23 protein-coding genes are annotated in these 25,492 nt (G+C 57.3%); 11 read left to right on the forward strand and 12 right to left on the reverse strand.

What is annotated here, in order from left to right; genetic code table 11:
* Positions 1–2: 2 nt before the first annotated feature.
* Positions 3–674 carry a 6-phosphogluconolactonase gene (gene pgl / locus ACR0EV_RS08510; protein WP_480799695.1) on the reverse strand — a complete coding sequence of 224 codons (672 nt, stop codon included), beginning with the start codon at positions 672–674 and terminating at the stop codon, positions 3–5.
* Complete coding sequence (zwf, locus tag ACR0EV_RS08515; protein WP_480799696.1) at positions 671–2,125, reverse strand: glucose-6-phosphate dehydrogenase; 1,455 nt, start codon at positions 2,123–2,125, stop codon at positions 671–673. The genes pgl and zwf overlap by 4 nt, the downstream gene beginning before the upstream one ends.
* Before the next feature lie 164 nt (positions 2,126–2,289).
* On the opposite strand from zwf, the gene ACR0EV_RS08520 reads away from it, so the two are divergent.
* On the forward strand, positions 2,290–3,243 hold the full coding sequence (locus ACR0EV_RS08520; protein ID WP_480799697.1) for a radical SAM protein: 954 nt from the start codon (positions 2,290–2,292) through the stop codon (positions 3,241–3,243).
* On the opposite strand, the gene ACR0EV_RS08525 is transcribed toward ACR0EV_RS08520, so the two are convergent.
* Positions 3,244–3,939 (reverse strand): lipid-binding SYLF domain-containing protein, encoded by a 696-nt coding sequence (locus ACR0EV_RS08525; protein WP_480799698.1) that lies wholly within the window; start codon positions 3,937–3,939, stop codon positions 3,244–3,246. It lies immediately after the preceding gene.
* Between the two features lie 101 nt (positions 3,940–4,040).
* Complete coding sequence (locus ACR0EV_RS08530) at positions 4,041–4,310, reverse strand: usg protein (RefSeq protein ID WP_171090293.1); 270 nt, start codon at positions 4,308–4,310, stop codon at positions 4,041–4,043.
* Positions 4,311–4,502: 192 nt separating this feature from the next.
* On the opposite strand from ACR0EV_RS08530, the gene gyrA reads away from it, so the two are divergent.
* The gene (gene gyrA / locus ACR0EV_RS08535) at positions 4,503–7,226 is read left to right on the forward strand and encodes a DNA gyrase subunit A (RefSeq protein WP_480799699.1); all 2,724 of its coding nucleotides are present in this window, start codon (positions 4,503–4,505) and stop codon (positions 7,224–7,226) included.
* Between the two features lie 108 nt (positions 7,227–7,334).
* Here the strand turns inward: gyrA and ACR0EV_RS08540 are convergent, their stop codons facing one another.
* The 4 genes from ACR0EV_RS08540 to ACR0EV_RS08555 all read right to left on the reverse strand — a co-directional run bounded on the left by ACR0EV_RS08540 (position 7,335) and on the right by ACR0EV_RS08555 (position 11,892).
* Positions 7,335–8,030 (reverse strand): THxN family PEP-CTERM protein, encoded by a 696-nt coding sequence (locus ACR0EV_RS08540; RefSeq protein WP_480799700.1) that lies wholly within the window; start codon positions 8,028–8,030, stop codon positions 7,335–7,337.
* A 439-nt stretch (positions 8,031–8,469) separates the two neighbouring features.
* Complete coding sequence (locus tag ACR0EV_RS08545; RefSeq protein ID WP_480799701.1) at positions 8,470–9,939, reverse strand: carboxypeptidase M32; 1,470 nt, start codon at positions 9,937–9,939, stop codon at positions 8,470–8,472.
* 4 nt (positions 9,940–9,943) lie between these two features.
* Positions 9,944–11,089, reverse strand: a complete 1,146-nt coding sequence (gene ctaA, locus ACR0EV_RS08550) for a heme A synthase (protein ID WP_480799702.1) — start codon at positions 11,087–11,089, stop codon at positions 9,944–9,946.
* Positions 11,090–11,148: 59 nt separating this feature from the next.
* Positions 11,149–11,892, reverse strand: coding sequence for an RNA methyltransferase (locus ACR0EV_RS08555; RefSeq protein ID WP_171668331.1), 744 nt, complete (start codon positions 11,890–11,892; stop codon positions 11,149–11,151).
* 163 nt (positions 11,893–12,055) lie between these two features.
* On the opposite strand from ACR0EV_RS08555, the gene ACR0EV_RS08560 reads away from it, so the two are divergent.
* The gene (locus ACR0EV_RS08560) at positions 12,056–12,676 is read left to right on the forward strand and encodes a thiamine phosphate synthase (protein WP_480799703.1); all 621 of its coding nucleotides are present in this window, start codon (positions 12,056–12,058) and stop codon (positions 12,674–12,676) included.
* Positions 12,677–12,683: 7 nt separating this feature from the next.
* Here ACR0EV_RS08560 and ACR0EV_RS08565 read toward each other — a convergent pair whose 3' ends face one another.
* Positions 12,684–13,826 (reverse strand): HupE/UreJ family protein, encoded by a 1,143-nt coding sequence (locus ACR0EV_RS08565; protein WP_480799704.1) that lies wholly within the window; start codon positions 13,824–13,826, stop codon positions 12,684–12,686.
* A gap of 169 nt (positions 13,827–13,995) precedes the next feature.
* Here ACR0EV_RS08565 and ACR0EV_RS08570 point away from each other — a divergent pair, with 169 nt between their 5' ends.
* The 3 genes from ACR0EV_RS08570 to ACR0EV_RS08580 all read left to right on the forward strand — a co-directional run bounded on the left by ACR0EV_RS08570 (position 13,996) and on the right by ACR0EV_RS08580 (position 16,554).
* Positions 13,996–14,889, forward strand: a complete 894-nt coding sequence (locus tag ACR0EV_RS08570; RefSeq protein WP_480799705.1) for a PfkB family carbohydrate kinase — start codon at positions 13,996–13,998, stop codon at positions 14,887–14,889.
* Positions 14,886–15,797 (forward strand): pseudouridine-5'-phosphate glycosidase, encoded by a 912-nt coding sequence (locus ACR0EV_RS08575; RefSeq protein ID WP_480799706.1) that lies wholly within the window; start codon positions 14,886–14,888, stop codon positions 15,795–15,797. Before ACR0EV_RS08570 ends, ACR0EV_RS08575 begins: the two co-directional genes overlap by 4 nt.
* 79 nt (positions 15,798–15,876) lie before the next feature.
* The gene (locus ACR0EV_RS08580) at positions 15,877–16,554 is read left to right on the forward strand and encodes a DUF502 domain-containing protein (protein WP_171090313.1); all 678 of its coding nucleotides are present in this window, start codon (positions 15,877–15,879) and stop codon (positions 16,552–16,554) included.
* Here the strand turns inward: ACR0EV_RS08580 and ACR0EV_RS08585 are convergent, their stop codons facing one another.
* Together ACR0EV_RS08585 and ACR0EV_RS08590 are read right to left on the reverse strand one after the other, a co-directional pair.
* Positions 16,555–17,580, reverse strand: a complete 1,026-nt coding sequence (locus ACR0EV_RS08585) for a patatin-like phospholipase family protein (RefSeq protein WP_480799707.1) — start codon at positions 17,578–17,580, stop codon at positions 16,555–16,557.
* A 64-nt stretch (positions 17,581–17,644) separates the two neighbouring features.
* The gene (locus ACR0EV_RS08590) at positions 17,645–18,418 is read right to left on the reverse strand and encodes a 3-hydroxybutyrate dehydrogenase (protein WP_480799708.1); all 774 of its coding nucleotides are present in this window, start codon (positions 18,416–18,418) and stop codon (positions 17,645–17,647) included.
* 302 nt (positions 18,419–18,720) lie between these two features.
* On the opposite strand from ACR0EV_RS08590, the gene ACR0EV_RS08595 reads away from it, so the two are divergent.
* Both ACR0EV_RS08595 and ACR0EV_RS08600 read left to right on the forward strand, forming a co-directional pair.
* Entirely contained in the window at positions 18,721–20,550 is a 1,830-nt protein-coding gene (locus tag ACR0EV_RS08595) for an extracellular solute-binding protein (protein WP_480799709.1), read from the forward strand.
* A 550-nt stretch (positions 20,551–21,100) separates the two neighbouring features.
* Positions 21,101–21,340 (forward strand): hypothetical protein, encoded by a 240-nt coding sequence (locus ACR0EV_RS08600; RefSeq protein ID WP_480799710.1) that lies wholly within the window; start codon positions 21,101–21,103, stop codon positions 21,338–21,340.
* Here the strand turns inward: ACR0EV_RS08600 and ACR0EV_RS08605 are convergent.
* Positions 21,329–21,952 carry a helix-turn-helix domain-containing protein gene (locus tag ACR0EV_RS08605; protein ID WP_480799711.1) on the reverse strand — a complete coding sequence of 208 codons (624 nt, stop codon included), beginning with the start codon at positions 21,950–21,952 and terminating at the stop codon, positions 21,329–21,331. The genes ACR0EV_RS08600 and ACR0EV_RS08605 overlap by 12 nt on opposite strands.
* Before the next feature lie 65 nt (positions 21,953–22,017).
* Here ACR0EV_RS08605 and ACR0EV_RS08610 point away from each other — a divergent pair, with 65 nt between their 5' ends.
* The 3 genes from ACR0EV_RS08610 to ACR0EV_RS08620 all read left to right on the forward strand — a co-directional run bounded on the left by ACR0EV_RS08610 (position 22,018) and on the right by ACR0EV_RS08620 (position 25,476).
* Positions 22,018–23,535, forward strand: a complete 1,518-nt coding sequence (locus ACR0EV_RS08610; RefSeq protein ID WP_480799712.1) for a class I adenylate-forming enzyme family protein — start codon at positions 22,018–22,020, stop codon at positions 23,533–23,535.
* Complete coding sequence (locus ACR0EV_RS08615) at positions 23,532–24,191, forward strand: DsbA family oxidoreductase (protein ID WP_480799713.1); 660 nt, start codon at positions 23,532–23,534, stop codon at positions 24,189–24,191. Before ACR0EV_RS08610 ends, ACR0EV_RS08615 begins: the two co-directional genes overlap by 4 nt.
* A 76-nt stretch (positions 24,192–24,267) precedes the next feature.
* Positions 24,268–25,476: a multidrug effflux MFS transporter gene (locus ACR0EV_RS08620; RefSeq protein WP_480799714.1), complete on the forward strand. Its 1,209-nt coding sequence runs from the start codon at positions 24,268–24,270 to the stop codon at positions 25,474–25,476.
* The last annotated feature ends 16 nt before the right edge of the window (positions 25,477–25,492 follow it).

Genomic DNA, 25,492 nt, shown 5'->3' on the forward strand with positions numbered 1-25,492 from the left:
GCTTACTCCGACCAATGGACTGTCATGCCGCTCAGTACTGCGGCGATGGGCGCGTCTTCCGGTGGCAGCGACATCGCTTTTTCCAAAGCATCGCGCTTTGCCTGACCGTAGATGATAAGGTGCTTTGACAGCGCGCCGTCCAAAATCGGTGCTGTCAGCGAAATGCGCGCCTCTGGCTGCACCTCTGTACGAGCAACAGCCAGCGTTGGCGCGTTACTGTCCAGCGCCTCGGCCAGCCCATCCATCCCTGGAAACAAAGAGGCCGTATGCATGTCGTCACCCATCCCAAGTACCAAAACCGACAACGGCAACACCGGTGCGATCAGGGATTCGATTTCGGGCAACGCCGCCTCGGGTTCCTCACCGGGTACATAGAGCGGGATATAATGCGCGGCAGAAGCTCGGTTGGTCAGCAGTCTTTCACGGATCAAACGTTCGTTCGAACGCTCGTGATCGGCTGGTACACAGCGTTCATCGGTGGGCAAAACACGCACACGGTCCCACGCCAAATCAGCAGCACAGAGACTATCAAACACCGGCCCAGGGGTTGTCCCACCAGGAACGGCCAAGGCGACTGTCTCATGATGTAGCAAAGCAGACTCCAGATCACCCGCCAGAGTATTTGCCACGTCGATGGCCAGCATTTCTCGGTCTGCATATTCCAGAATATTCATGGCTTGATTCCTTGCCAACGGCGACCGTCTCTTTTCATCAGCAGCTCGGCGTCGCCCGGCCCTGTGCTGCCGCTGTCATAAGGTTTCGGCACGTCCCCGCGCGCCAGCCAGCCAGCGATGATCGGATCGGTCCAGGCCCAGGCGGCCTCGACCTCATCCCCGCGCATGAAAAGCGTCTGGTTGCCCCTGATCACATCCATCACCAACCTTTCATAAGCATCCGGCGGATCCTGATTTTCTGGTCCCAAGGCTTCGGCAAAGCTCATGTCCAATGGAACATCGACCAGACGCATCCCACCCGGTCCCGGTTCCTTGATCGTCACCTTCAAGGTGATCCCTTCGTTGGGCTGCAAGCGGATCGACAGCGCATTGGCGTGCCGTCCGGCTTCTTCCCCGAAGATCGAATGCGGCGCGTCCTTGAACATGACATTGATCACCGAAGACCGTGCCACCAACCGCTTCCCTGTGCGCAGATAGAATGGCGTACCAGCCCACCGCCAGTTGCTGATGTGGGCCTTCAGCGCCACATAGCTTTCGGTGGTCGAGCGTGGATTGCCAACGCAGTCCCGGTATCCCGGCCCATCTGGCCCTAATGCAAACTGGCCGCGCACAATGTGATGGGGCTCTACCTGGTCAAGCGCACGGATTACCTTGAGTTTCTCGTCGCGCACTGCGTCAGGATCAAACTTGGCCGGAGGTTCCATCGCGATCAGGCAGAGCAATTGCATCAGGTGGTTTTGCACCATGTCCCGCATTGCGCCTGCGCGCTCGTAATACTCCTCGCGCCCCGAAATCCCGACGGTTTCCGCAACCGTGATTTGGATGTGGTCGACATATTGGCTGTTCCACAAGGGTTCGAACAGCATGTTGCCAAAGCGCACAGCCATAAGGTTCTGCACGGTTTCCTTACCCAGATAATGGTCGATCCTGTAGATCTGGCTTTCGTCGAAATGCGCAGCCAGCGTGGCATTCAGGGCCCGCGCACTGTCCAAATCATGCCCAAACGGTTTTTCCACCACGATGCGGGTGTCGTCCGTCGCCAGATCATGCGCCCTGACCCGCTCGGCCAACGGGCCGAACAAACCTGGACCAACCGAAAAGTAGAACGCCCTTATCCTGTCCGGCGACAGCTTTTCGCCCAAAACATCCCAGCCTTCTGCGGTCATTGCATCCAGTGACACGTAATCGACCCGCTGCAAAAACCGCGTCAGCGCCCGGCTGTCCTGCGCCCGCTTCGGTGCGTGTTGGCGCAAAGAGACGGCAACCATCTCACGAAACTCTTCCGCTGTATGGTTCGCCCTGGCGGCTGCCAGTATTTTTGCATCCTCATGCCATTGCCCTGCACAGAACCGCCGGAACAGCGCAGGCAGGATTTTCCGCTGCGCCAGATCGCCGGTACCGCCGAAAATAATCAGATCAAAAGGATCAACTGGGATGACGCGTGAAACCATAAGCTGTCCTTACCTCGCCCCATTCGGCATGTCCAATGTTAGCGCAATCAAATCTGAAAACTCAAAGCTCATCAAAACTCTGTCAGAACCGTCGCGTCACCCTTACCAAATCCCAAACAACACGCTAGTTCAAACCGACGACTTCAAAAAAACCGGATGCGGGAATGAGAGACAACGCCCCACAGCTCGCCAATATCGGCAAGTTTCAAGACAAATTGGTGACGGCGGACGGGCAGACCCGCGCAACAGTTTCACTGACCCAGCCAGACACGCTGTGGTTTAACACAGGTACGCTGTGCAATATTGAATGCGTCAACTGTTACATCGCCAGCAGCCCGACTAATGACGCTTTGGTGTATCTGACCGCTGAAGAGGTTCGCGACTATCTGGATCAGATTGAAGATCGCAATTGGCCCGTGCGTGAGATCGGCTTTACCGGCGGCGAACCCTTTATGAACCCCGAGATGATCGAGATGACGCGTTCCGCGCTGGAGCGTGGCTATGAAGTCCTGATCCTGACCAATGCAATGGCCCCGATGATGCGCCGCAAGATGCGCGAAGGTTTGCTGGACCTGCAAGACAAGTACAACGACAAACTGACCCTGCGTATCTCGGTCGATCACCACCGCCCCGACCTGCACGATGAAGAGCGTGGCAAAGGCAGTTTCGACAAAACCGTTGCCGGAATGGAGTGGTTGCGAGATCACGGCTTCAACATGGCCATCGCAGGCAGAACTGTTTGGGGGGACACGGATGCAGAAAGCCGCGCGGGCTATGCGGCGTTCTTCGCCAAGAATCGCTTTGACATCGACCCGAACAATCCAGCGCAGACCGTTTTGTTCCCGGAAATGGACGAGACCGTGGAAGTGCCGGAAATCACAACGGCCTGCTGGGGAATTCTGGACAAATCCCCCAATGCGGTGATGTGTGCAAGTTCACGTATGGTGGTCAAACGCAAAGGTGCGGATCGCCCTGCCGTTCTGGCCTGCACCTTGCTGCCGTATGAACCCGAATTCGAGATGGGGCACAGCCTGGCCGAAGCCGAGGCGGATGTTCACCTCAACCATCCCCATTGCGCCAAGTTCTGCGTTCTGGGCGGTGCCAGTTGCTCGGGTTGATCAGTTCAGTTCGGGCGACTTCCAGAATTTGGTGCCGGATGCACCAGCCGACACGCGCCAGCCTTTTTTACTGAGCACAAAGAAAGAGCGCCCATTTGTAAAACGCACGGTTTCGCTTGATTGGTCTTCCCCGTACATGGCGCCGGTTTCCGCCGTTGCGTCATAGCCATGGGTTATGAAGTGTTCCAGGTCTGCCGGGGTTTCGAACAGGATCACAAACTTGGTCTCAAAGCCACCAATGCCAATGGCTGCACCCACGCCACCTGTGCCCATGTTCATATAAGTGTGCTGCCCGGTGTCTTTCGAAACGGCCACACCGCGCCCGTATCCCGCTGATACCGGAAACACCGAAATCTTGCGCGAGTCGAAGGCCGCATAGCCTGCGCTGACGTCATAGAGAGATTGCGCTTCGGGGTTTTCGGCAAGCAGCTGATCAAGGATCTCTCCTGCCATCACGTCCAGCTTGGTACGCGTTTCTTCCGGTGTAGCTTCGTTGGACAACAAGTCCGACGTGGAATTTATGGTTTCATCGACGGCCTCAGCGCCTTTGCCAATTGTTTCACCGACGCTTTCCGCGCCACGACCAATCGCATCTGCGGTGTTTTCAGCGCCTTTTTTGATTTTGTCCAGAACGCCTTCGGCAAACACGGGGCCACTCAGGCTCAGCATTGCAGTAAAAAGTACCGCTCGTTTCATCGTTTTTTATCCTGTGGCTCCAACGAATTGGCTGCCACCATACCCGACTTGCTTTAAATAAGAACGGGTATTTCGATGCTCAGTCAGACTTTCACATCTGCTTAGTTTACCCGAAACTCACCCACCATGTTGCGCCATTCGCCCGGCGCGATCATTTTGCGATGGGTAAACTTGACGGAATGTAGCGGACCCTCGATCTCTCGCTGCCAGAAATCGATGAATTCGAACAGTTTCGGATGATCCGGCGCAAGGTCGTATTCCTGCCAGATGAACGTGTTCAAGACGTGGATATAGTCGGGCATATGGTAGAAGAATTCTGCCGTTGTCAGACCGTACCCTTTAAGCATCAATTCGGTTTCGCTTGGGTTCATGCGGACCTCCGGTTTGTTGCAAGGTCTCTTCAGGCTAGCACAGAAACCTTCTAATTCTTGGATAACAATATGTTACCGGGACGTTACCGTGGTTTTTCGCGCTCAATGCGCTGCTTGCTTGCACCTTATGTGCCGGGTCTGATAAGGTGCATCCACAAGATATAGACCCAAGCCAAAGATCGGGCAGTTTACGTGAGCGATACGCCAGAAATTCCTGAAAACATGGACGAAACCCCGCCAGAGCGCCCAGTGTACGACGGCCCGACGGTCTCCATCGAATCCGAAATGCGCACGTCCTATCTGGACTACGCCATGTCGGTCATCGTATCCCGCGCGATCCCTGATTTGCGCGACGGGCTGAAGCCGGTGCATCGCCGGATTCTGTACGCCATGCACGAGACGGGGAATACCCACGACAAAGCCTACCGCAAATCTGCGCGCCCCGTTGGCGACGTAATGGGTAAATACCACCCGCACGGTGACTCAGCTATCTATGACGCGCTGGTACGAATGGCGCAGGATTTCTCGATGTCGCTGCCTTTGCTAGATGGTCAGGGCAACTTTGGCTCAATGGACGGCGATAACCCAGCGGCGATGCGCTATACCGAAGTACGCATGGACAAACCTGCCGCGTCCCTGCTGGCCGATATCGAAAAAGAGACGGTCGATTTTCAGGATAACTACGACGGTAAGGACAAAGAACCGACCGTCCTGCCCGCGCGTTTCCCAAATATGCTGGTCAATGGCGCCGGTGGTATCGCCGTTGGGATGGCGACCAACATTCCGCCACACAATCTGGGCGAGGTGGTCGACGCCACGCTGGCGCTGATTGACGATCCTGACCTGACCTCAGAGCAACTGATTGAATACGTCCCCGGCCCTGATTTCCCAACCGGCGGAGTGATGCTGGGCCGTTCTGGTGCGCGCAAGGCCTATCTGGAAGGCCGCGGCAGCGTCATCATCCGCGCCAAGACCCGTGTCGAAGAAATCCGCAAGGATCGATATGCGATTGTCGTGGACGAGATCCCGTATCAGGTGAACAAAGCCTCGATGATCGAAAAGATCGCCGAAGCGGTGCGTGAGAAACGCATCGAAGGTGTGAGCCACGTGCAGGACGAATCCGACCGTAATGGCGTACGCGTCGTGGTCGAGCTTAAGCGGGATGCCACGCCCGAGGTGGTCCTGAACCAGCTTTATCGATTCTCGCCGATGCAGACATCTTTCGGCTGCAACATGCTGGCCTTGAATGGAGGCCGCCCTGAACAATTGACCCTGCGCCGGTTCCTGACGTCCTTCATCGACTTCCGCGAGGACGTTGTTGCCCGTCGCACCGCTTACGACTTGCGCAAAGCACGCGAACGCAGCCACATCCTGTGTGGTCTGGCCGTGGCCGTGTCGAACGTGGACGAGGTGGTCGCCACCATCCGTTCATCTGCTGACGCCGCCGAAGCACGCGAAAAACTGATGACCCGCCGTTGGCCGGCATCCGAGATCGAAGGCTACCTGCGCCTGATCGACGATCCGTTGTCCAAGATGAACGACGACGGCACCTATAATCTGACCGAAGTTCAGGCCCGCGCGATCCTGGAACTGCGCCTGCAACGCCTGACCCAATTGGGTGTAAAAGAAGTCACGGACGAGCTGGAAGACTTGGCTGCCAAGATTAAGGAATATCTGGATATTCTGTCTTCGCGCGAGCGCATCATGGGCATCATCGCAGATGAGCTGCGCAGTGTCCGTGAACAATTCGCCGTCGACCGCCGCACCGAGATCGTCGATTGGTCCGGCGACATGGAAGACGAAGACCTGATCGAGCGCGAAGACATGGTCGTGACCGTCACTTCGGGCGGTTACATCAAGCGCACGCCGCTGGCCGACTTCCGTGCTCAGAAACGTGGCGGCAAGGGTCTGTCGGGGATGCAGACCAAGGAAGAGGATGTCGTTACCAACCTCTTCGTGGCGAACACGCATACCCAGCTGCTGTTCTTCACCACCGAAGGTATGGTCTACAAGCTCAAGACCTGGCGCTTGCCGCAGTCCAGCCGGACCGGCAAGGGCAAGGCGATCGTCAACATCCTGCCGATCCCGACCGGTGTGTCCATCGCCGCTATCATGCCCGTGGATGTGCCGGATGAAGAATGGGAAAACCTGCAAATCGTCTTCGCCACCAGCGCGGGCGACGTGCGCCGCAACCGTCTGTCGGACTTCACCAATGTCCGCCGCAACGGCAAGATCGCGATGAAGCTGCCCGAGGATGTGGAACTGGTGAATGCCCGCATCTGTTCGGAAGACGAAGACGTGATGCTGGTCACCAATTCGGGCCGCGCGATCCGCTTCCGCACCACCGACGTGCGCGTTTTCAACTCGCGCGAATCCACCGGTGTGCGCGGCATCAAACTGACAAACGGCGACCGCGTGGTCTCGATGTCCGTAATTCGCCATTTCGAGGCCGACCCGGACGAACGCGCGGCATACCTCAAGATGCGCCGCGCTGTGGCCGGCATTGCCGACGACGGTGAGACGGACGAGGATGAAGCAGCCCCCGGCTCGATCACTCAGGAACGTTATGCCGAAATGTCGGCCGCCGAGAACCTGATACTGACCATCACCACAGGCGGCGCAGGCAAGCTAAGCTCCAGCCACGACTACCCTGTCCGCGGACGCGGCGGTATGGGCGTGGCAGCCATGGACAAGGCGATGCGCGGCGGTGAGCTTGTGGCATCCTTCCCGGTTGAAATCGACGATCAGATCATGCTGGCCACGTCCAAAGGCCAGTCAATCCGCGTTCCGGTCGAAGGAATTTCCTTCCGGTCTCGCAGTGCGGGTGGTGTCCGTGTCTTCAACACTGGTAAAGGCGAAGAGGTTGTCAGCGTAGCCTGGATCGCCGATCAGGGTGAGGACGAGACAGAAGAGTAGCCCGTCCAAACCGTGACAAACAAAAACCCGAGGTGAGCACACCTCGGGTTTTTTTGTTTCCTAAGCCCTGCTGATCGCTTTGACGAGCGCACAGAGCAAAATCAGTGACTAGACCGCTTTCCTCTTTTGACGGCGACCATAAGCGAACAGGCCACCAATACCACCCAAAAGCAACCAACCAGCGGCAGGCAATGGAACAGGCGCAATTGTATATTGGCCGTACAGCGTTGCGGTGTTCTGCATGTTTTCCACAGTCAAGAAGCCGTTGGAAATCGTGCTGCCACCATCCTGAGAAAACCCAAGTACCGAGAACACAAAGTTCTGACCGCCAAAGGTGAAATTCTGAGACCCAAGCGCATTGGTGATTGTCACGATGTCATCGCATGGCGTTGTGTTCGAAGGGCAGTTGCTCGGACGATTGAGGGTTTCATCATGCGTCAGAGCGAATGTCGAAGACACGAGCGGACCGTTTTCAATGAGAATATCAACTGAGAGGTCAACAGAGTTCAAGGTCGGTCCATAGATAGGAAAGTTCAGATGCGTGAATTCACCAAGCTCGAAAGCCGTGTTTGGCAGCAACCCGGCAATCGGTGTGCCGGTAGGTGTGAAATCATACCCGCTCTGGCTGCTGCCGCTTCCCCAACGCAATGAGATCGTTGAACCCGTTGTGCTTTCAGTCACGCCTGTCGTCGGATTCACGTTGTTCCATGACGGCGTTATCCCCGATACCGTCAATGCCGAAGCCGCGCTGCCAACAATCATCCCGGCAACCGCAATCGCGGCAACGTTTCGTCTAAGCGCCATGTTTTCAACCCCTACCTTGAATCACTTTTTACCAGCCACACCCGCTTAGAGTGTTCGACTAAACGTCCAAAATCTATAATGGGCGCACCACATTTTGGCCACTTTTGCGCCAAATTTCAGGTGAATTTTAGTAATTCTGTAAACTTTAGCGCAACAATCTTTCACTCACCACTTATTGCCGGAAAGTTGGAAACAAATGAATTCACTGAAAAAACTGCTCGGGCAATGCCAACAATGTGCTGCGACTGTAACGCGACTAAACAAAACACCTCACAGGCGAAACAGATAATTTCAGCCCTGTGCAAAGCGATGCCGTCTTGGACGAAAAACAACTTCAGGTAGAAAAATAAATAAGTAAAAACAAAAACTAACCCGTCGCGCGCTTGCAAGCGGGGGATAGTGCCAGAACTCAGAACGCAAAGGGCGCGTGTATGGCGGCTCACAGACCGTATAGTGCGCCGAACTTCTCTTCCAGATACGAAAGCAATGGCTCTGGCCCCGGCTCTACACCGCTGGCACGCGCGATGATGTCACGTGGTGCGTATAGGCCGCCATGTTGCTGAACCTGATCCTGCAACCAGCCTGTAGCGCCCGAGGTGTCACCCTTGGCCAGTTGCGCGTCCAGTCCCGGTACGGCTGCACGCAGAGCCTGATAAAGGCAGCCAGCGTAAACGTTGCCAAGGGAATAGGTCGGGAAGTAGCCGAACAGCCCAACAGACCAGTGCACATCCTGCAAACAGCCATTCGAAGGTTTGTCGACAGCGTAACCGAAATCTGCCTTGAATCGGTCGTTCCACGCGGTTTCAAGTTCGCTCACCTGCAAATCCCCGGCCATCAAGGCGCGTTCCAGATCAAAACGCAGCATGATGTGTAGGTTGTACTGAACCTCATCAGCCTCGGTGCGGATGTATCCGTTGTGGACGCGGTTAACGGTCGCATAGAACGCATCTGCATTGGCGATGCCGAAATCTCCAAAAGCCTCAGTCATCTGGCTGAACAGCCAACCGGTAAAGGCCCGCGAACGGCCAAGCTGGTTCTCATAGATCCGGCTTTGGCTTTCGTGCACACCCATTGAAACGCCGGACCCAAGCGGGGTCAGCAGGTAGGCTTCATCGATACCCTGTTCATAGGCAGCATGGCCGACCTCGTGAATGGTGGAATAGAAGCAGTTGAACGGATCCGTTTCACTGGTGCGCGTGGTGATACGCACGTCCAAACCGCTGCCCGAGCTGAACGGATGCACCGCTTTGTCCACGCGGCCGTTATTCAGGTCATAGCCAAAAGTTGTCGCCAGCTTTTGCGTCAGGCGCATCTGAGTTTGTTCATCAAAGCTGCCATTCAGGGCTGCCGGTTCCGGTCGGTCCAGTACGGCGGCGCGCAAAGCCACCAGACGTGGGCGCATTTCATCAAAAATGGCCGCGATTTGTGCGCCGGTTGTATAGGGCTCATAATCCTCGACCATGGCGTCATAGACGTCACCCCCCTGCGCCAATGCCTCACCCTCCTGACGCTTGAGTGAGACCACTTCTTCCAAAACCGGAAGGAATGCGGAAACGTCTTCATCCGCCCGGGCCTGTGCCCAGGTTCCCTGTGCAGCGGACGTGACACGGGCAATTGTCGTTGCCAGATCGGCTGGCACTTTCACAGCGCGTTCATATGCACGGCGGATTTCACGAATTTGCGCTTTACCGACCTCATCCTGAGGTGCCGCCTGTTCCAGCCACTCAGCCACGCGTGGGTCAGATTTTCGTGCGTGAAGCACAGCCTCGATCGCCGCCATTTCTTCGGCACGCTGTGGGGCCGCACCGCGCGGCATGACGGTTTCCTGATCCCAGCCAAGCCGCCCGGCAATCTGGCCCAAAGCCGAGGTTTCACGCTGAAAGGCCATAAGCTCGTTGAAAGCGGTCATAGGATCATACTCCGCGCAGGGATGTTGCGATGGGATAAGCGGTCAAGAACCGGGCGCGCAGGATCAGGGTCCAGACGACAACGGCCATGAACTGATGGAAGATAGCGATCTGCCAGGGCGCACCGTAGACAACAGTCACGATGCCGACGACAACCTGCAATGCCAGCGCAGCAAAGGCGGCGTTGAAGGCAAAACGTGTCTGCGGATGCGCGCTGGTCCCGCCACGACGCCAAACGATGAAAGCGAAGATGAACAGCAGATATCCCGCACAGCGGTGGATGAATTGCACCAATCCGGGACTTTCAAAGAAATTCCGCCACATTGGCTCCAGCGCTGTGGCATCCGGTGGGAAAACTTGCCCACCGATCAAGGGCCAGTCGGTGTAAGACCGCCCGGCGTCAATCCCGGCAACCAGCGCCCCGATGAGTATTTGTAAAAAGGCGAAATGCATCAGACCGGTGGAAAGCGAGAACAGTTTCGCCTCTTTCGCGCGGCGCGCCTGCATCAGGTCGCGTTCTGCGCGGCCAAGTTCAAAGATGTACCACGCCAGAAAGCCCAGGATCACAAAGGCAAGTCCCAGATGCGTGGCCAGTCGATAACTTGCAACGGCGGTCATCCCCTCGCCCTGCGTCACACCCGAGGCGACCATCCACCAGCCGACCGCACCTTGAACGCCACCTAAAAGACCTGGAATCAACAGCTTACCGGTCCAGCCGGTTGGGATTTTTTGCGCCGCAAGGAAACCGAAAAAGCCAACGGCCCAAACCAAACCAATCACACGGCCCAGTTGACGGTGGCCCCATTCCCACCAGTAGATGAACTTGAAATCATTCAACTCCATCCATTGGTTTTGTATGCGCCATTGGTCGATCTGCTTGTATTTGTCGAATTCCGCCTGCCAATCCGCCTCATTCATCGGCGGGATGGCCCCGGTGATCGGCCGCCATTCCGTGATCGAAAGGCCACTGTCAGTCAGACGCGTCAGGCCACCAACCGCAATCATCACAACAACCAAAGCAAACAGGACCATCAGCCAAATGCGGATCGCCTGACGTGCACCACCGCGTCGCCGGTCTATCATTCCCGGTTGCACGGCTTGTTGTTTTTCGGTGTCCGAGACCTCTTCGAAGATGCTGCGCTTACCGCTCATGCTGTCCTCATGTCCTGATTTTGTCGCAAGCTAGGGCTTGGTGGAAGATAGGTCCAGCCTCAGCTTTTGTCTTTCCAGCGGACCATCTGCCGCATGATCCCATGCAGCATCTGCACATCAGCCCGCGTCATCCGCATCCGCGACCACAGATTACGCAGATTGACTTTCATACCCTCTGCTTTTTCGGGGGGATAGAAGAACCCGGCTTCTTCCAGACGATCCTCGTAATGCTCGACGAGTTTTTCCACTTCGATCCCAGTGGCCCAGTCGCCCTTGCCCAAATCGGTGGTCTCGTGCACGACGTCTCCGGTCTGGCGCATCCACTCATAGGCGGTCAGTAACACGCACTGCCCCAGGTTCAGCGAGGCGTATTCCGGGTTCACCGGAACGGATATGATCGCGTTGGCCTTTGCGATGTCTTCATTCTCAAGCCCTGCACGCTCGGGACCGAACAGCACGGCGACTTTCTCACCTGCTGCGACTTTCTCAGCCGCGATCTGCATCGCACGCTCTGGGCTGTAGACCGGTTTGGTCAACCCGCGTTGCCTGGCTGTGGTCGCGAAGACAAACGTGCTGTCGGCCAGCGATCCGGCGAGATCGTCAAACAGTTGGGCCTCATCCAGCAGCCGCCCCGCCCCGCTGGACATGGCCACGGCTTTGGGGTTCGGCCAGCCGTCGCGCGGGGCCACGATGCGCATACGGTCCAGACCGAAATTCCACATCGCACGCGCGGCGGCCCCAATGTTTTCGCCCATCTGCGGGCGCACGAGCACGAAAGAGGGCTGAGATGTATCGCTGGGCATGGCTGTCTCCGAAAAGTTCCGCCCGCTCTAATCCGACAGCGTTAACAGGGCAAGCCGATCCGCTTCTTCTGTTTCCAAATACCTGCTTGGCGGGCTAAAAAGTTTGCTTCCCCGCCGCAATCCGCTAAACCGCGCCAAAGACCAAAAGCCGAAGGACGCGCCCATGGACACCCCCGAGCAGCCGCAGATTTACCTGATCACGCCTCCGACCATTGAGTTGAGCACGTTCACAAACAAACTGGCGACGGTACTTGACGGGGCCGACATCGCCTGCATCCGTCTGGCGCTGGCCGGAAGCGACGAAGACACCCTTTCCCGTGCGGCAGATGCCTGCCGCGAAGTTGCCCATGCGCGCGATGTGGCCATCGTTATTTCGAACCATGTACTGCTGGCGCAACGTCTGGGTCTGGACGGGGTGCATCTGGACGACGGTGCACGCTCGGTCCGTGCTGCGCGCAAGGAGTTGGGCGCAGATGCAATTGTTGGCAGTTTTTGCAGTGCCTCAAGCCATGATGGTATGACAGCGGGAGAAAACGGTGCCGATTATGTGGCCTTCGGTCCGGTTGGCACCGGCGCTTTGGGCGACGGCACACGTGCCGAAAAGGATCTGTTCCAGTGGTGGTCCGAGATGATCGAAGTTCCGGTTGTGGCCGAAGGTGGGCTAACGCCCGACCTGATCCGCGCCCTTGCCCCCTGCACCGATTTCTTCGGCATTGGGGACGAGATCTGGAACAGCGACGATCCGCTCGGCAAGCTGAACGCCCTGACAGCAGCGATGTCCTAACCGGGCCTCACCCCAGCATCCAAGGCTCGGCCAGCCAATAGACCCCGAGCCCCGCAATCAGGATCGAGGCCAGCGCGGAAATTCGGCCCCGCGCCCTATGCGACCCGCCTGCAAGCAAAAGAGCCAGACCAAACGCAGCTGATGCCGTGAAAATGAGCGGGAAAACAACCCCCGCCCCAAAGCCCAACATCGCTGGAAGCTGATGGTCTGGCGGCACGCCAATGGTCTTTAAGGCCGTGGCCAAGCCCAACCCAAACACCGTTCCTGCCGCAAACACCGTCAGGAGCCGCGAGACCTGTAATCGGCGGGCTACTAGGTTCCACAAAGCGAGAATAATGATGAATACTGGTGGCGCCTGGACTGGCAAATAAGTGATTGGATTCAGCACGCCGTAAACAGCCAACCCAAGCCCGAGGAACACGCCAGCAGACAGAAACACCACCTGCACTGCAACGGGGCGCAAGGACAACGACAAAAACGCAAGGCAGGCAGCCAACAGGCACGGCGCAAAAGGCGCTTGCGTGAAGCGGTTGAGCCCCAGTGCAAAATACGTCTGCAAGGTCTGTTGCGGTGTCAGAGACGCCCCACCGCGCAACGGTATAAGCGGGCTGGACTCACCTGCGGTCAGATAACCCGTGTAGGGGGCCGTAACGCCCTGCTGGCGCAGCACGATCGGTCCGCCCTCTGTTGGCCAGCGCAGCCTAAGGTTCGAAGCATTCTCTTCCAAGGGTGCGGTCAGGTACACAATTGAAACACGCGCAGTTTCTACTTCACCCGGATCAGGAACGCGCGCACCTGCATAAGACAGCGCAAGTCGTTCGGGCACCTCGACTTCAACATCCTGTACCCAATTCTCAACAAAACCTTTGATCAGCGGCTCAAAATCTGATGACGTCATTTCCCTTAAGGATTGATACTGCGGATCATTCAAAAGCGCTTGATGCTGCGTTGGGTAAAGCCCGACTAAAAGAGCCTCGGCATTCAAACTGACCTCAAGAAACAACTGTTCTTCGGCGATCCAGAAATCAATCACGGTCGGCGGTGTGGATTGCGCCCGTCCTTGACCCGCATGAAAGAACGTCAGGACGAAAATATACAAAAAGAAGACAGTAAGGGCACGAAGGATGGCACGAGAACCATGGCCATTCATACGAAACGCTCCGGTAAAAGAAACAAATCACCAATCATTGCGGGCAATTGTTCCCGCGCGGGCCTTAGATCGCAAGATCAAAAGGTGCAATTGCCTGATGATCCGGGAATATCCGTTGGCAGGAACGTTCTGACTTGCACGGGCATCACCGCTGCGGCATGACATCCTCATGACTCAGAACACCAATATACTATGTATCGGTTCGGTCCTGTGGGACGTGATCGGACGATCAGCAAGCGCTATGCGACAAGGTTCGGACGTGCCGGGGCGGATCACCCGTTTGCCCGGCGGTGTTGCGATGAACATCGCAATGACGCTGGTGCGCTTTGGTATGACCCCTACCCTGCTCACTGCAATCGGGCGCGATCCCGAGGGTGATGAGCTTGTCCACGCCTGTTCGCGGCTGGGCATGGTGACGGATCACATCTATCGCTCTCAGGATTTGCCGACCGACCGCTATATGGCAGTCGAAGGCGCAAACGGGTTGATCGCTGCCATTGCTGACGCGCACTCGCTGGAAGCTGCGGGTGCAAAGATCCTGCGCCCTTTGATGCATGGGCCACTGGGTTATGAGAATACGCCCTTTGAAGGCCCCATAGCGCTGGACGGCAACCTGACATTGGACCTGTTGGAAGAAATTGCCCAAAGCCCCGCCTTTGCCCGCGCCGATCTGCGCGTGGCGCCGGCCTCGCCCGGCAAGGCTGAACGGCTGCTGCCTTTCCTCAAGCACGCTCGCGCGACGCTTTACGTGAATCTCGAAGAGGCCGGCATCCTGTGCCAACGCGAATTCACCGACTCTGAGAGCGCAGCCAAGGGCTTGCTGGATCGTGGCGCGCTTCGCGTGCTGGTCACCGATGGCGGCAACTCGGCCACCGTCGGCAGTTCTGACGAAATCCTGACCCAAACACCCCCGTCCGTCCTGGTCACCCGCGTGACCGGTGCCGGGGATACCTTCATGGCGGCCCATATCGCCTCAGAATCCAGCGGCGCATCGAGTGATGAGGCCCTGACCCGCGCTCTGCACGCCGCTGCAACCTATGTTTCCGGAGAAACCCCACTGTGATCGACATTCAATACTCAGCTGAGGTCCGCGCCGCCAAAGAAGCAGGCCAACCCATCGTTGCGCTGGAAAGCACCATCATCACCCATGGAATGCCCTATCCGCAAAACGTCGAAGTGGCGGCGCAGGTCGAACAGGATATCCGTGACACAGGCGCAGTTCCGGCCACCATGGCGGTGATCGAAGGCAAACTGCACGTGGGGCTGGAACCCGACCAACTGCAATGGTTGGGTCAGGCGCAGGGTGTCGCCAAGATCTCACGCGCAGACATGGCGGCCTGCATCTCGACCGGAGGCACCGGGGCCACAACCGTCGCCGCCACGATGATCGCCGCGCAGTACGCCGGGATCGAGGTTTTTGCCACTGGTGGCATTGGTGGCGTGCATCAGGGCGCAGAGACAACGTTCGACATTTCTGCCGACCTGCACGAGCTGGGCCATACGCCGGTCACAGTGGTTGCTGCCGGGGCCAAAGCTATCCTGGACCTCGCCAAAACGCTTGAAGTGCTAGAGACTTTGGGCGTGCCTGTCATCGCGTATGGGCAAGATGAGTTCCCTGCATTTTGGTCGGCCAAATCACCTTTTACCGCGCCTCTGCGTATGGACAGTGCCGAAGCCATCGCCAAAGCCCATGCCACGCGGCGGGCGCTGGGTCTGCCTGGCGGACAACTGGTTGCCAACCCGATCCCCACCGCCGATCAGATACCGGCCGGGGAACTGGCCCCGATCATCGCCGAGGCTCAGGCCGACGCGGATGCACACCGCATCACCGGCAAAGCCGTAACCCCCTATCTGCTGCAACGCATTTTTGAGAAAACCGAAGGCCGTTCGCTAACCGCCAATATCGCGCTGGTCCGCAATAATGCACGCCTTGCCGCCAAAATCGCGCAATCGCTGGTGCAGCAGGGTTGACGCAGCCCTATTGTACGAAAGCGACGGATTGACTACCTAAACCCCGGAAACCATTCGGAACTGCTCACTCGGACCTGCAATGAACACACCTTTCGACGAAGAGCCCCATCGCCGCCCCGGCCTGCTTTCACGGCTGCGCGGGTCCTTTCTGACCGGCATCGTCGTTATTGCACCTGTCTGGTTGACCGTCTGGCTCATCTGGTCTGTGGTCGGCTGGATCGACAGTGCCGTTCTGCCGCTGGTTCCACAACAATTCCAACCAGAACAATATGTGGGCATCAACCTGCGCGGTGTGGGTGTGGTGATCTTCCTGATCTTCACAATCATCGTGGGGTGGATCGCCAAGGGTATTCTGGGCCGCTCGCTGATCCATTTCGCCGAAAGCCTGGTCGACCGCATGCCCGTCGTGCGATCGGTTTACTCCGGGATCAAGCAGATCTCGGAAACGGTTTTTGCGCAGACCGAACGGTCCTTTGAAAAAGCCTGCCTGATCCAGTATCCACGCCGGGGCATCTGGGCCATCGGATTTGTTTCGACAAGCGCGCGCGGCGAGGTCAGCCAACGGGCCGAAACCGGGGGCGAATTGCTCAGCGTCTTTGTGCCGACCACGCCCAACCCGACCTCTGGCTTCCTGCTGTTCTTTCCCGCCGAAGACGTAATCCTGCTGGACATGAGCATCGAAGACGCGGCGAAACTGGTGATTTCGGCTGGCCTGGTTTACCCCAACGAAAAAGACCCGACCCAGCCGCCCGAGTGATCAGCCAAACATCGCGGGCAGATCCACCGTGCTGTTCTGGCCCAGATCATCTTTGTGTTTCGCAAGAAATCCATCTGCCGCGTCGCGCCCGGCCTGCTTGAGCTTGTGCAGGATAACCGGATTGGGGACGGTCTTGGTTGCAACAGACAAGCTGTTCATCAGTTCGTTATCCGCAATCATGTGCACCAGAACACGGCTCATTTCACCGGCTTTCAGTTTGCCCTCTTTCAGCAACCGCTGCACAAAACTGATCGCCCTGAGTTCGCGAAACAGAGATGAGTTGAAGCTAATCTCGTTGATCCGGTTTTGGATCTGCTGCGGCGTGACAGGCACTTCATCACGCTCAAGCGGGTTGATGTTCACGATCACCACGTCGTCAGGCAGATCGTCATCAAACAACGGATAAAGCGCCGGGTTCCCTGTATAGCCACCGTCCCAATAGGCCTCGGTCCGCTTGGTGTCAGGGTCATAGATTTCGACCGCCTTGAACAGAGTCGGAAGACAGGCCGAGGCCAGAATGGCGTCTGTCGAAATCTCATCTCCGGTAAAGACACGGATCTTTCCACTTCGCACACAGGTCGCACAGACAAACAAACGAGGGCCGTCATCTGCACACACTTCGGCAAAGTTGAACCGATCGACCACCGATTCCAGCGGATTGCTGTAAAACGGACCATACGCATAAGGCGACACCATTCGAGACCACGCCTCGCCTATGGAATAAGGGACCGAATACTCCATTGCTCTGGAAATCGCTGCAGGCTCCACTCCTCGGAACCAATGGGCCATGCGCATGTCGCCAATCGCACCCATACGCGCCCACACCGCATCCAGACTTGCCCGAGCCCCATCGCGGCCGGCATGCACCATACCCGATTTGAATGCGGCCCCGTTCAGCGCCCCCGCTGACGTACCGGTGATGGCTGCGACCTCGACGTCTTCTTCATCCAGAAACCTGTCAAGGACTCCCCACGTGAACGCGCCGTGCGCCCCACCACCCTGCAATGCCAGATTGATCCGTTTCATACATCAGCCCCTTCATCTTTTCAGAAATACTCCGGGGGTATGGGGGCTGCGCCCCCATGAATCCTCAAAGCGCGGTCCAGCCGCCATCAACTGAAATCGTCGTCCCGGTAATCTGTTCCGCCGCGTCCGAACACAAAAAGATGGTCGTGCCACCCAACTGTTCGACGGTGGCAAACTCCTTCGAGGGCTGCCGCTCCAGCATGACGTTCTTGATCACGTCCTCACGGCTCATATTGTATTCTTTCATTGTGTCCGGGATCTGTGCCTCAACCAGAGGCGTCAGAACATAACCCGGACAAATGGCGTTGCATGTAATCGGCTCTTGCGCGGTCTCAAGCGCCACGGTCTTGGTCATCCCGACCACACCGTGTTTTGCAGCAACATAAGCCGCCTTGTACGGCGAGGCCGTCAGACCGTGCGCCGAGGCGATATTGACGATCCGGCCCCATCCCGCCTTACGCATCATCGGCAATGCCGCAGCTGTGGTGTGAAACGCCGAGTTCATATTAATTGCGATAATCGCATCCCATTTCTCGGTCGGGAACTGATCAATCGGAGAGACATGCTGAATACCCGCATTGTTCACCAGAATATCACAGGCACCTGCCTGCTCGATCAGCGCGCGGCACTCTTCCCCTTTGGACATGTCCGCTTTGATGTAACGCGCGTTGGTTCCGGTCTCATTTGCAATCTCTGCGGCCAGCGCATGATCTTCGTCCCGATCGGTAAAAGAATTCAGAACCACGTTGGCCCCCGCCTTGGCCAACTCGCGTGCGACCCCCAGACCGATGCCTGAATTTGATCCTGTGATGATTGCCGTTTTGCCGGAAAGGCTCATGACCGAACTCCCTGATGCGATATCCTCGCGCACCATGCCATGCTGCACCTGCAAAGAAAACGGGGAAACATGTCGAATTGAAATCCCGGACTAAGAGATCCCAAACTGCTCAAAAAAAAACGCCCGCACGAAGCGGGCGTTAAGTTATTGAGGCAGGTTTCATACAGGCAAGAAACCTATCGAGCAGTGGATCCTTTATAAGCAATTCTGCGCCTTCGTCCAAGCTAAAAGTTTGATAATAAGAAAAATCATCACTACGATGAATCCCAACAAAATAAGGCCAGAGCAGGATTGTTTCCAAAATGAGCCCGGATTTTCTCCGACCGTTTCGACCACTTGCGGCGGGAATCGCCGCCATTTTTCTCATGTCTGTCGCCCATGCAGAATCGTCTCATGGCATAGCTATGTATGGGGACCCGGCCCTACCACCGGATTTTGTGTCCCTCCCCTACGCCAACCCAAATGCGCCCAAAGGCGGCAAAGCGGTGTTCGGAAACACCGGCGGCTATAACAGTCTGAACCCGTTTTTGCAAAAAGGCACCTCTCCGTGGCAATTGCCGTTTTGGACCCATGAAAGCCTGATGGGGCGGTCCTGGGACGAACCTTTCACACTTTACGGGCTGTTAGCCGAATCAGTTGAGGCAGCGCCGGACAGGTCCTGGGTCGAATTTACCCTTCGAGACGAGGCACGTTTTTCCGACGGTAGCCCCGTCACAGTCGAGGATGTGATCTGGTCCTATGAGACCCTCGGAACCGAGGGTCACCTGCGATACCGTGGGCTGTGGGGCAAGATCGACAGCATTGAAAAGACCGGTCCGCGCTCGGTTCGGATCTCGTTCAACGAACCTGACCGGGAATTGGCTTTGCTCGCCGGAATGCGCCCGATCCTGCAAAAGGCGCAGTGGGACGGTAAGGATTTCGCGAATGCCACGTTGCAGGACGTTCCAATCGGTACCGGCCCATACGTCATCGACAGCTATGAGGCCGGTCGCTACGTGAACCTGCGGCGTAACCCGGACTATTGGGGCGCATACATTCCGTTTCGTCGCGGCACCATGAACCTCGATGAGCTGCGGATTGAATTCTACGGTGACGGATCTGTCGCGTTTGAAGCTTTCAAAGCCGGAGAGCTTTCGGCTGTGCGCGAGTTCAACGCCGACAAATGGAACAAACAATACAACTTCCCGGCTGTTCAGCGCGGGGACGTGATCAAGACTGAAATCCCCCATGGAAAACCGTCGGGGATGACCGGTTTTGTGATGAATACCCGCAAAGCCCCGCTGGATGACTGGCGCGTGCGTGAAGCGCTGACGCTTGCCTTCAATTTTGAATTTATCAACGACACGGTCACGGGCGGCGCACAGCCTCGTATTTCTTCTTACTTCTCCGGCTCTGATCTGGCGATGCAACCTGGGCCGGCAACCGAACCGGTGCGCGCTTTGCTAGATCCTTTTGAGGCCGAACTGACGCCCGGCACATTGGAAGGGTATGAGTTGCCGCAAGGCGATGGCTCGGAACGCAACCGGCGCAACATTCGGCAGGCAGTCAAGCTGCTGGAAGACGCCGGATGGACCGTTCAGGATGGTGTTCTCAAAAACGCGGAAGGTCGTCCGCTTAAGATTGAAATGGTGATCAGCCAGGGCAGTCTGAATGTCGTGCAGGATGTTGGTACCATAGCCGAGATTTACGCTCGCGCTCTGGAACGTCTTGGCATCGAGCTGGTGGTCGAGAAGGTCGATGATGCGCAATACACCTCGCGCATGAACGAACTGGATTTCGACATGACGCCATTCCGCCGCGCGCTGTCCTTATCGCCTGGCAACGAACAAAGGTTCTACTGGGGCAGCGAATTTGTAGACACGCCGGGTACGCGCAATTTGATGGGTGTTTCCTCGCCCGCCGTTGACGCGATGATCGATGCCATGCTGGCCTCGGAGACGCGCGAAGAGTTCACCACGGCCACCCGCGCTTTGGACCGTGTCCTGACCGCAGGCCGCTATGTGATCCCGATCTGGAGCTTCGATGTCGGGCGCATTGCGCATAGCCGCGAGCTAAAGTTCCCCGACACTTTGCCTATCTACGGAGACGGCCCGCAATACATGCCCGATGTCTGGTGGTACGAGGCGAACTAGGCCGACGACGGCTCGCCCGGGACATCCAACCCCGGGTTGGGCCGCCTCAATTCTCATCCGCATAGATAGTTGAGCAAGTTCCTGCTGATTATTTTCGGCAAGACGCCAAGAACAAACACCAGTCGCAGAGCGCCTGCAAAAGGCACCAACGGCGTGCCGTCACAATACGGCTTTCATGATGGCTGGATTGGTGCAAGAAACACATCAACAGTCGGTGAGTTACGCGTGATACCCCGTAAAAGTCTTTATTTTACGGGCGAAAGATGTATACACCGCTCATGATTTTGATCAGGTGTGGACTGAAGCATTTGCACTTCTGCGCTGCATATGATCACTCCGGCAAAGCCGGAAAACGCATAACCGGGCCCGCCACCACTCACACCGACTGCAGGCCCGCCCGCCCGTTGCGGAGCTTTCGCAGCGGGCACCACCCCTAAATAAATTGTGAAAGTCAGGTGCGACATTTTGTCATGTCTTACCTTACGGCAGCCATTCCTTACGCTGTTGTGGGGGAGAGCAGTCCTAATGGCTACAAAAGGAAAGCTCAAAGATGATGAACTGGACGGATCTTAAACAAGACTGGAACGCGGCCTACGCACGTGCAAAACGGCGCTTTCCGAACTTGCGGGATCAGGACATGATGCGCGTGTCAAAGGACCGGAAAGGGTTCGAAGCTTATCTGGCAGAGCGTCACCAGCTAACCATGAACGAAGCGCACGAAGAAGTTGAAGATTTCCTGTTTACCGAAGGCCTGAACCGCGAATTCACGCACGCATCACTAAGCAAGTGATGTGACCCAAAGAATCGTCGCGTCTTCGTCACTGACGGAGATGACGTTGTGCCCCATGCTGCCGTCGTAATAAGCGCTGTCGCCACGGCGCATTTCGACAGGCTCATAAAACTCAGTAAACAACCGAACAACGCCAGTGAGGACATACATGAACTCCTCACCATCGTGGCGCACCCAACCCTCAAACTCATCCATCGACCGCGCCCGCACCCGCGCGCGATACGGCAGCATATGTTTCTTGGTTAGCGTCTCGGCCAGCAACTCATGCTCGTAAGTGGCTGTGGCATGGGCCGCGCCTTCTCCAGTGCGCGTCACAGCCATGCGACCGATCACCTGATCGCGCTGGGGCGGGGTGAACAGTTGCGGCACTGAAATCTCAAGGCCAATCGCCAGTTTCTTCAGCGCGTCGTACGTGGGCGACATCTGCCCGTTTTCGATCTTGCTCAGCGTCGAGCGTGCCAACCCCGCCTGTGTGGCAGCCTGTTCCAAAGTCCATTTGCGCGCCTTACGCAGCTCGCGCACCCGCGCGCCTAGGTCCAGCGGCTCGACTTCGGTATGGTCGCCAGAGTCACGGGCAATTCGGATCAGGGATTTTGGATCTTGAGTGCTCATGCCCTTCTCTATAGGCCCGGTCTGCCGCGCTTGCAACGCGGCAGGCTCCGGGATAGCCAAGGGCCATGTTGTCCATCTTTGATCAAGGGGCACCCGCGCCCTGCCCGCAACCTTTCAACCTGGCAGCTCATGTTCTGGGTCACGCAGATCGCATCGCAGACAAGGTGGCGTTGTCTGTACTATGCACAGACGAGGTTCAGAATTGGCGTTATTCGGATCTGAAATCCGCTGTGTTGGGCACTGGCACAGGTTTGCTTCAGGCCGGTCTGAGACCGGGTGACATTGCGCTGATGCGGTTGGGAAACACGGTTGATTTTCCGATCGCCTATCTGGGCGCAATTTCTGTGGGTATCGTTCCGGTACCGACATCTTCGCAGCTGACGGAACCCGAAACCGCCAAAATGGTCGAAGATCTTTCTCCGACGGCGATACTGCGCGACCCTGACGTCGCCTGTATCTCGCATCCGAAACAAATCGAACTGGATGCGTTGAAAGGCATGCGCACGCTGCCACAAGCCGCGTTTGACATGGGCGACCCCGAGCGTATGGCCTACGTGGTTTACACCTCTGGAACGTCAGGCAAGCCACGTGCGGTGGCCCATGCCCACCGGGCGATTTGGGCGCGGCAGATGATGGTTGATGGCTGGTACGGTCTGCGCGAAACCGACCGTTTGTGCCACGCGGGCGCGTTCAACTGGACTTATACGCTGGGCACAGGATTGATGGACCCGTGGACTATTGGCGCGACGGCCCTAATCCCGAAACCCGGCACCAGTATCGATGCGCTGCCCGCACTACTTCGCCAGCACCGCGCTACGATCTTTGCTGCGGCCCCCGGTGTCTTTCGGAAGATGCTGCAAACGTCCGAGCAGATGAACCTGCCCGACCTGCGCCATGGCTTATGCGCAGGTGAGAAGCTGTCGCGCTCTTTGCACGAGAAATGGGTTGCCAGCACCGGCACCGACCTGTTCGAAGCCTACGGCATGTCGGAATGCTCAACCTTTATCTCTTCCAGCCCGGCCCACCCCGCGCGTAGCGACGCGTTAGGGCAACCGCAGCCGGGGCGTCGCGTGGCCATTCTGGGTTCCGATGGTCCAGTACCGCAAGGACAGGAAGGCACCATCGCCATTCACCGCTCGGACCCCGGTTTGATGCTGACCTATCTCAACGCACCCGACGAAGCCGACGCGCGGATGCAAGGGGATTGGTTTCTGACCGGAGATCAGGGCGCGATGGCAGTGGATGGCCAGATCAGCTATCTGGGCCGCGACGATGACATGATGAACGCAGGCGGCTATCGCGTGTCCCCGGTCGAGGTCGAAGCCGCGCTGTCCCGTTTTCCCGGCATCACGCAGGTCGGCGCAGCCGCTGTCGAGGTCAAACCGGACACATTTGTGATAGCAGCCTTCTATACTGGCCCGGAAAAGCTGGACGATGCGGCCCTGCGCGCCTATGTCGAAGCCAATCTGGCCCGCTACAAACAACCGCGCGCCTTCATCCACCTGCCCGCCCTGCCCACTGGCGGCAATGGCAAACTCCTGCGCCGCGCGTTGCCGGCCTATTTCGAGGCACCAACCATATGACCCAGACCGTCAAGCTCGACATCCTGTCCGATCCGATCTGCCCCTGGTGCTATATCGGCAAAACGCATCTGGACAAGGCACTGGCCAATATCCCTGATCATCCATTCGTCATCGAATGGCATCCCTTTCAGCTGAACCCCGACATGCCGGATGAAGGCATGGACCGGCGCGAATACCTTGAGCGTAAGTTCGGCGGCAAAGACGGCGCTGTGCGGGCCTATGCGCCTGTGGTGGAACACGCAGAAAACGCGGGCCTTAAGATCGATTTCGAAGGTATGAAGCGCACGCCCAACACACTGGACGCCCACCGCCTGATCCATTGGGCTGGAATCGAGGGCAAACAGAACGCTGTCGTCGACGCGCTGTTCGATGCCTATTTCGTGCAAGCCCGTGATATCGGTGATCCCGAGGTCCTGTCAGATATCGCTGACAGCGCCGGAATGGACGCTGCCGTGGTCATGAAATTGCTGAAATCTGACGCCGACCGGGACGACATTCGCAAACGTGACAGTCATTCGCGTGAAATGGGTGTCAGTTCGGTCCCAACCTACATTGTCGCCAACCAACATGCAGTTCCGGGCGCTCAACCCCCTGAAATGTGGGAGAAAGTGATCGCTGAGATCATGTCTCAACTTGAGGCCTCCCCTGCAGAATAGCACAGAGGTCTGTGCGAATTTCCAGTCTGGTCTAACCTGACCCGCCATGATAGCGCGAACGGGTTAGGAGTGCTTCATGGCCAACCGCATGTCGAAGGCGGAATTCATTGCTCTGATCGCAATGATGTTCGCCACAATCGCGTTTTCGATCGATTCAATGCTGCCTGCCCTGCCCGAAATCGGCGCGCAGCTCAGCCCCGATGATGTCAACCGGGCGCAGCTGATCCTGACGTCTTTTGTGTTGGGCATGGGGATTGGCACGTTCTTTACCGGCCCAATTTCGGACGCGGTGGGACGCAAGCCGGTGATCTTTGGCGGCGCACTGTTGTACATCGCGGCATCTGCTGTTGCGTGGGCCAGTTCATCGCTGGAACTGGTACTGATTGCGCGCGTTGTGCAGGGTCTGGGCGCCGCTGGTCCGCGTGTAGTCGCCATGGCGATCATCAGGGATCTCTATTCCGGGCGTGAGATGGCCCGCATCATCTCGATTGCGATGATGATTTTCACACTGGTCCCTGCCATCGCACCGATGCTGGGCGCAGGTGTCATCGCTTTGTTTGGCTGGCGCGGTATCTTTGTTTCGTTCATCTTGTTTGCGCTTATCGTCGTCGGCTGGATGAGCGTTCGTCTGCCCGAGTCTCTCGCTGTCGAAAATCGCCGCCCCTTCCGCCTGCCCCTGATGATCGCAGCTGTGCAAGAGATGTTTGCCCATCCAACGGTGCGCCTCTCGATCCTTGTACAAACCCTGTGCATGGGAATGCTGTTCACCATGCTGACCATGGTACAGCCGGTCTATGATGTGATCCACGGCCGGGCCGACAGCTTTCCCTTTTGGTTCGGCTTTGTCGCTCTGATGTCTGGCTCGGCCAGCCTGCTGAACGCCGCGTTGGTGGTCCGTGTCGGAATGCGGCGGATGGTGACATTTGCCTTTGGCGCTCAGATCGCAATTACATCAATGGTCATTCTCCTGAACATGACCAACCTGTCTCCAACAACGTCATTTGCGCTGTTCGTCTTTTGGCAAACCATGGTTTTCTTCATGGCAGGCATCACGATCGGCAACCTGAACGCCATCGCGATGGAACCGATGGGGCACATTGCTGGCATGGCGGCCTCGGTCATCGGATCGATTTCAACAGTGTTGGCCGCGGCAATTGCCGCGCCGATCGGATTGCTGTTCGATGGGTCAATTGCTCCTTTGACGTTTGGCATCCTGACCATGTGCGTTCTGGCTTTCGGCCTGATGTTGCATATGGGCCGGGTGGAACAGCGACTGCCAGCCTGATCTGTGCAACCTACCC

The organism is Ruegeria sp. CF8, from assembly GCF_056537285.1.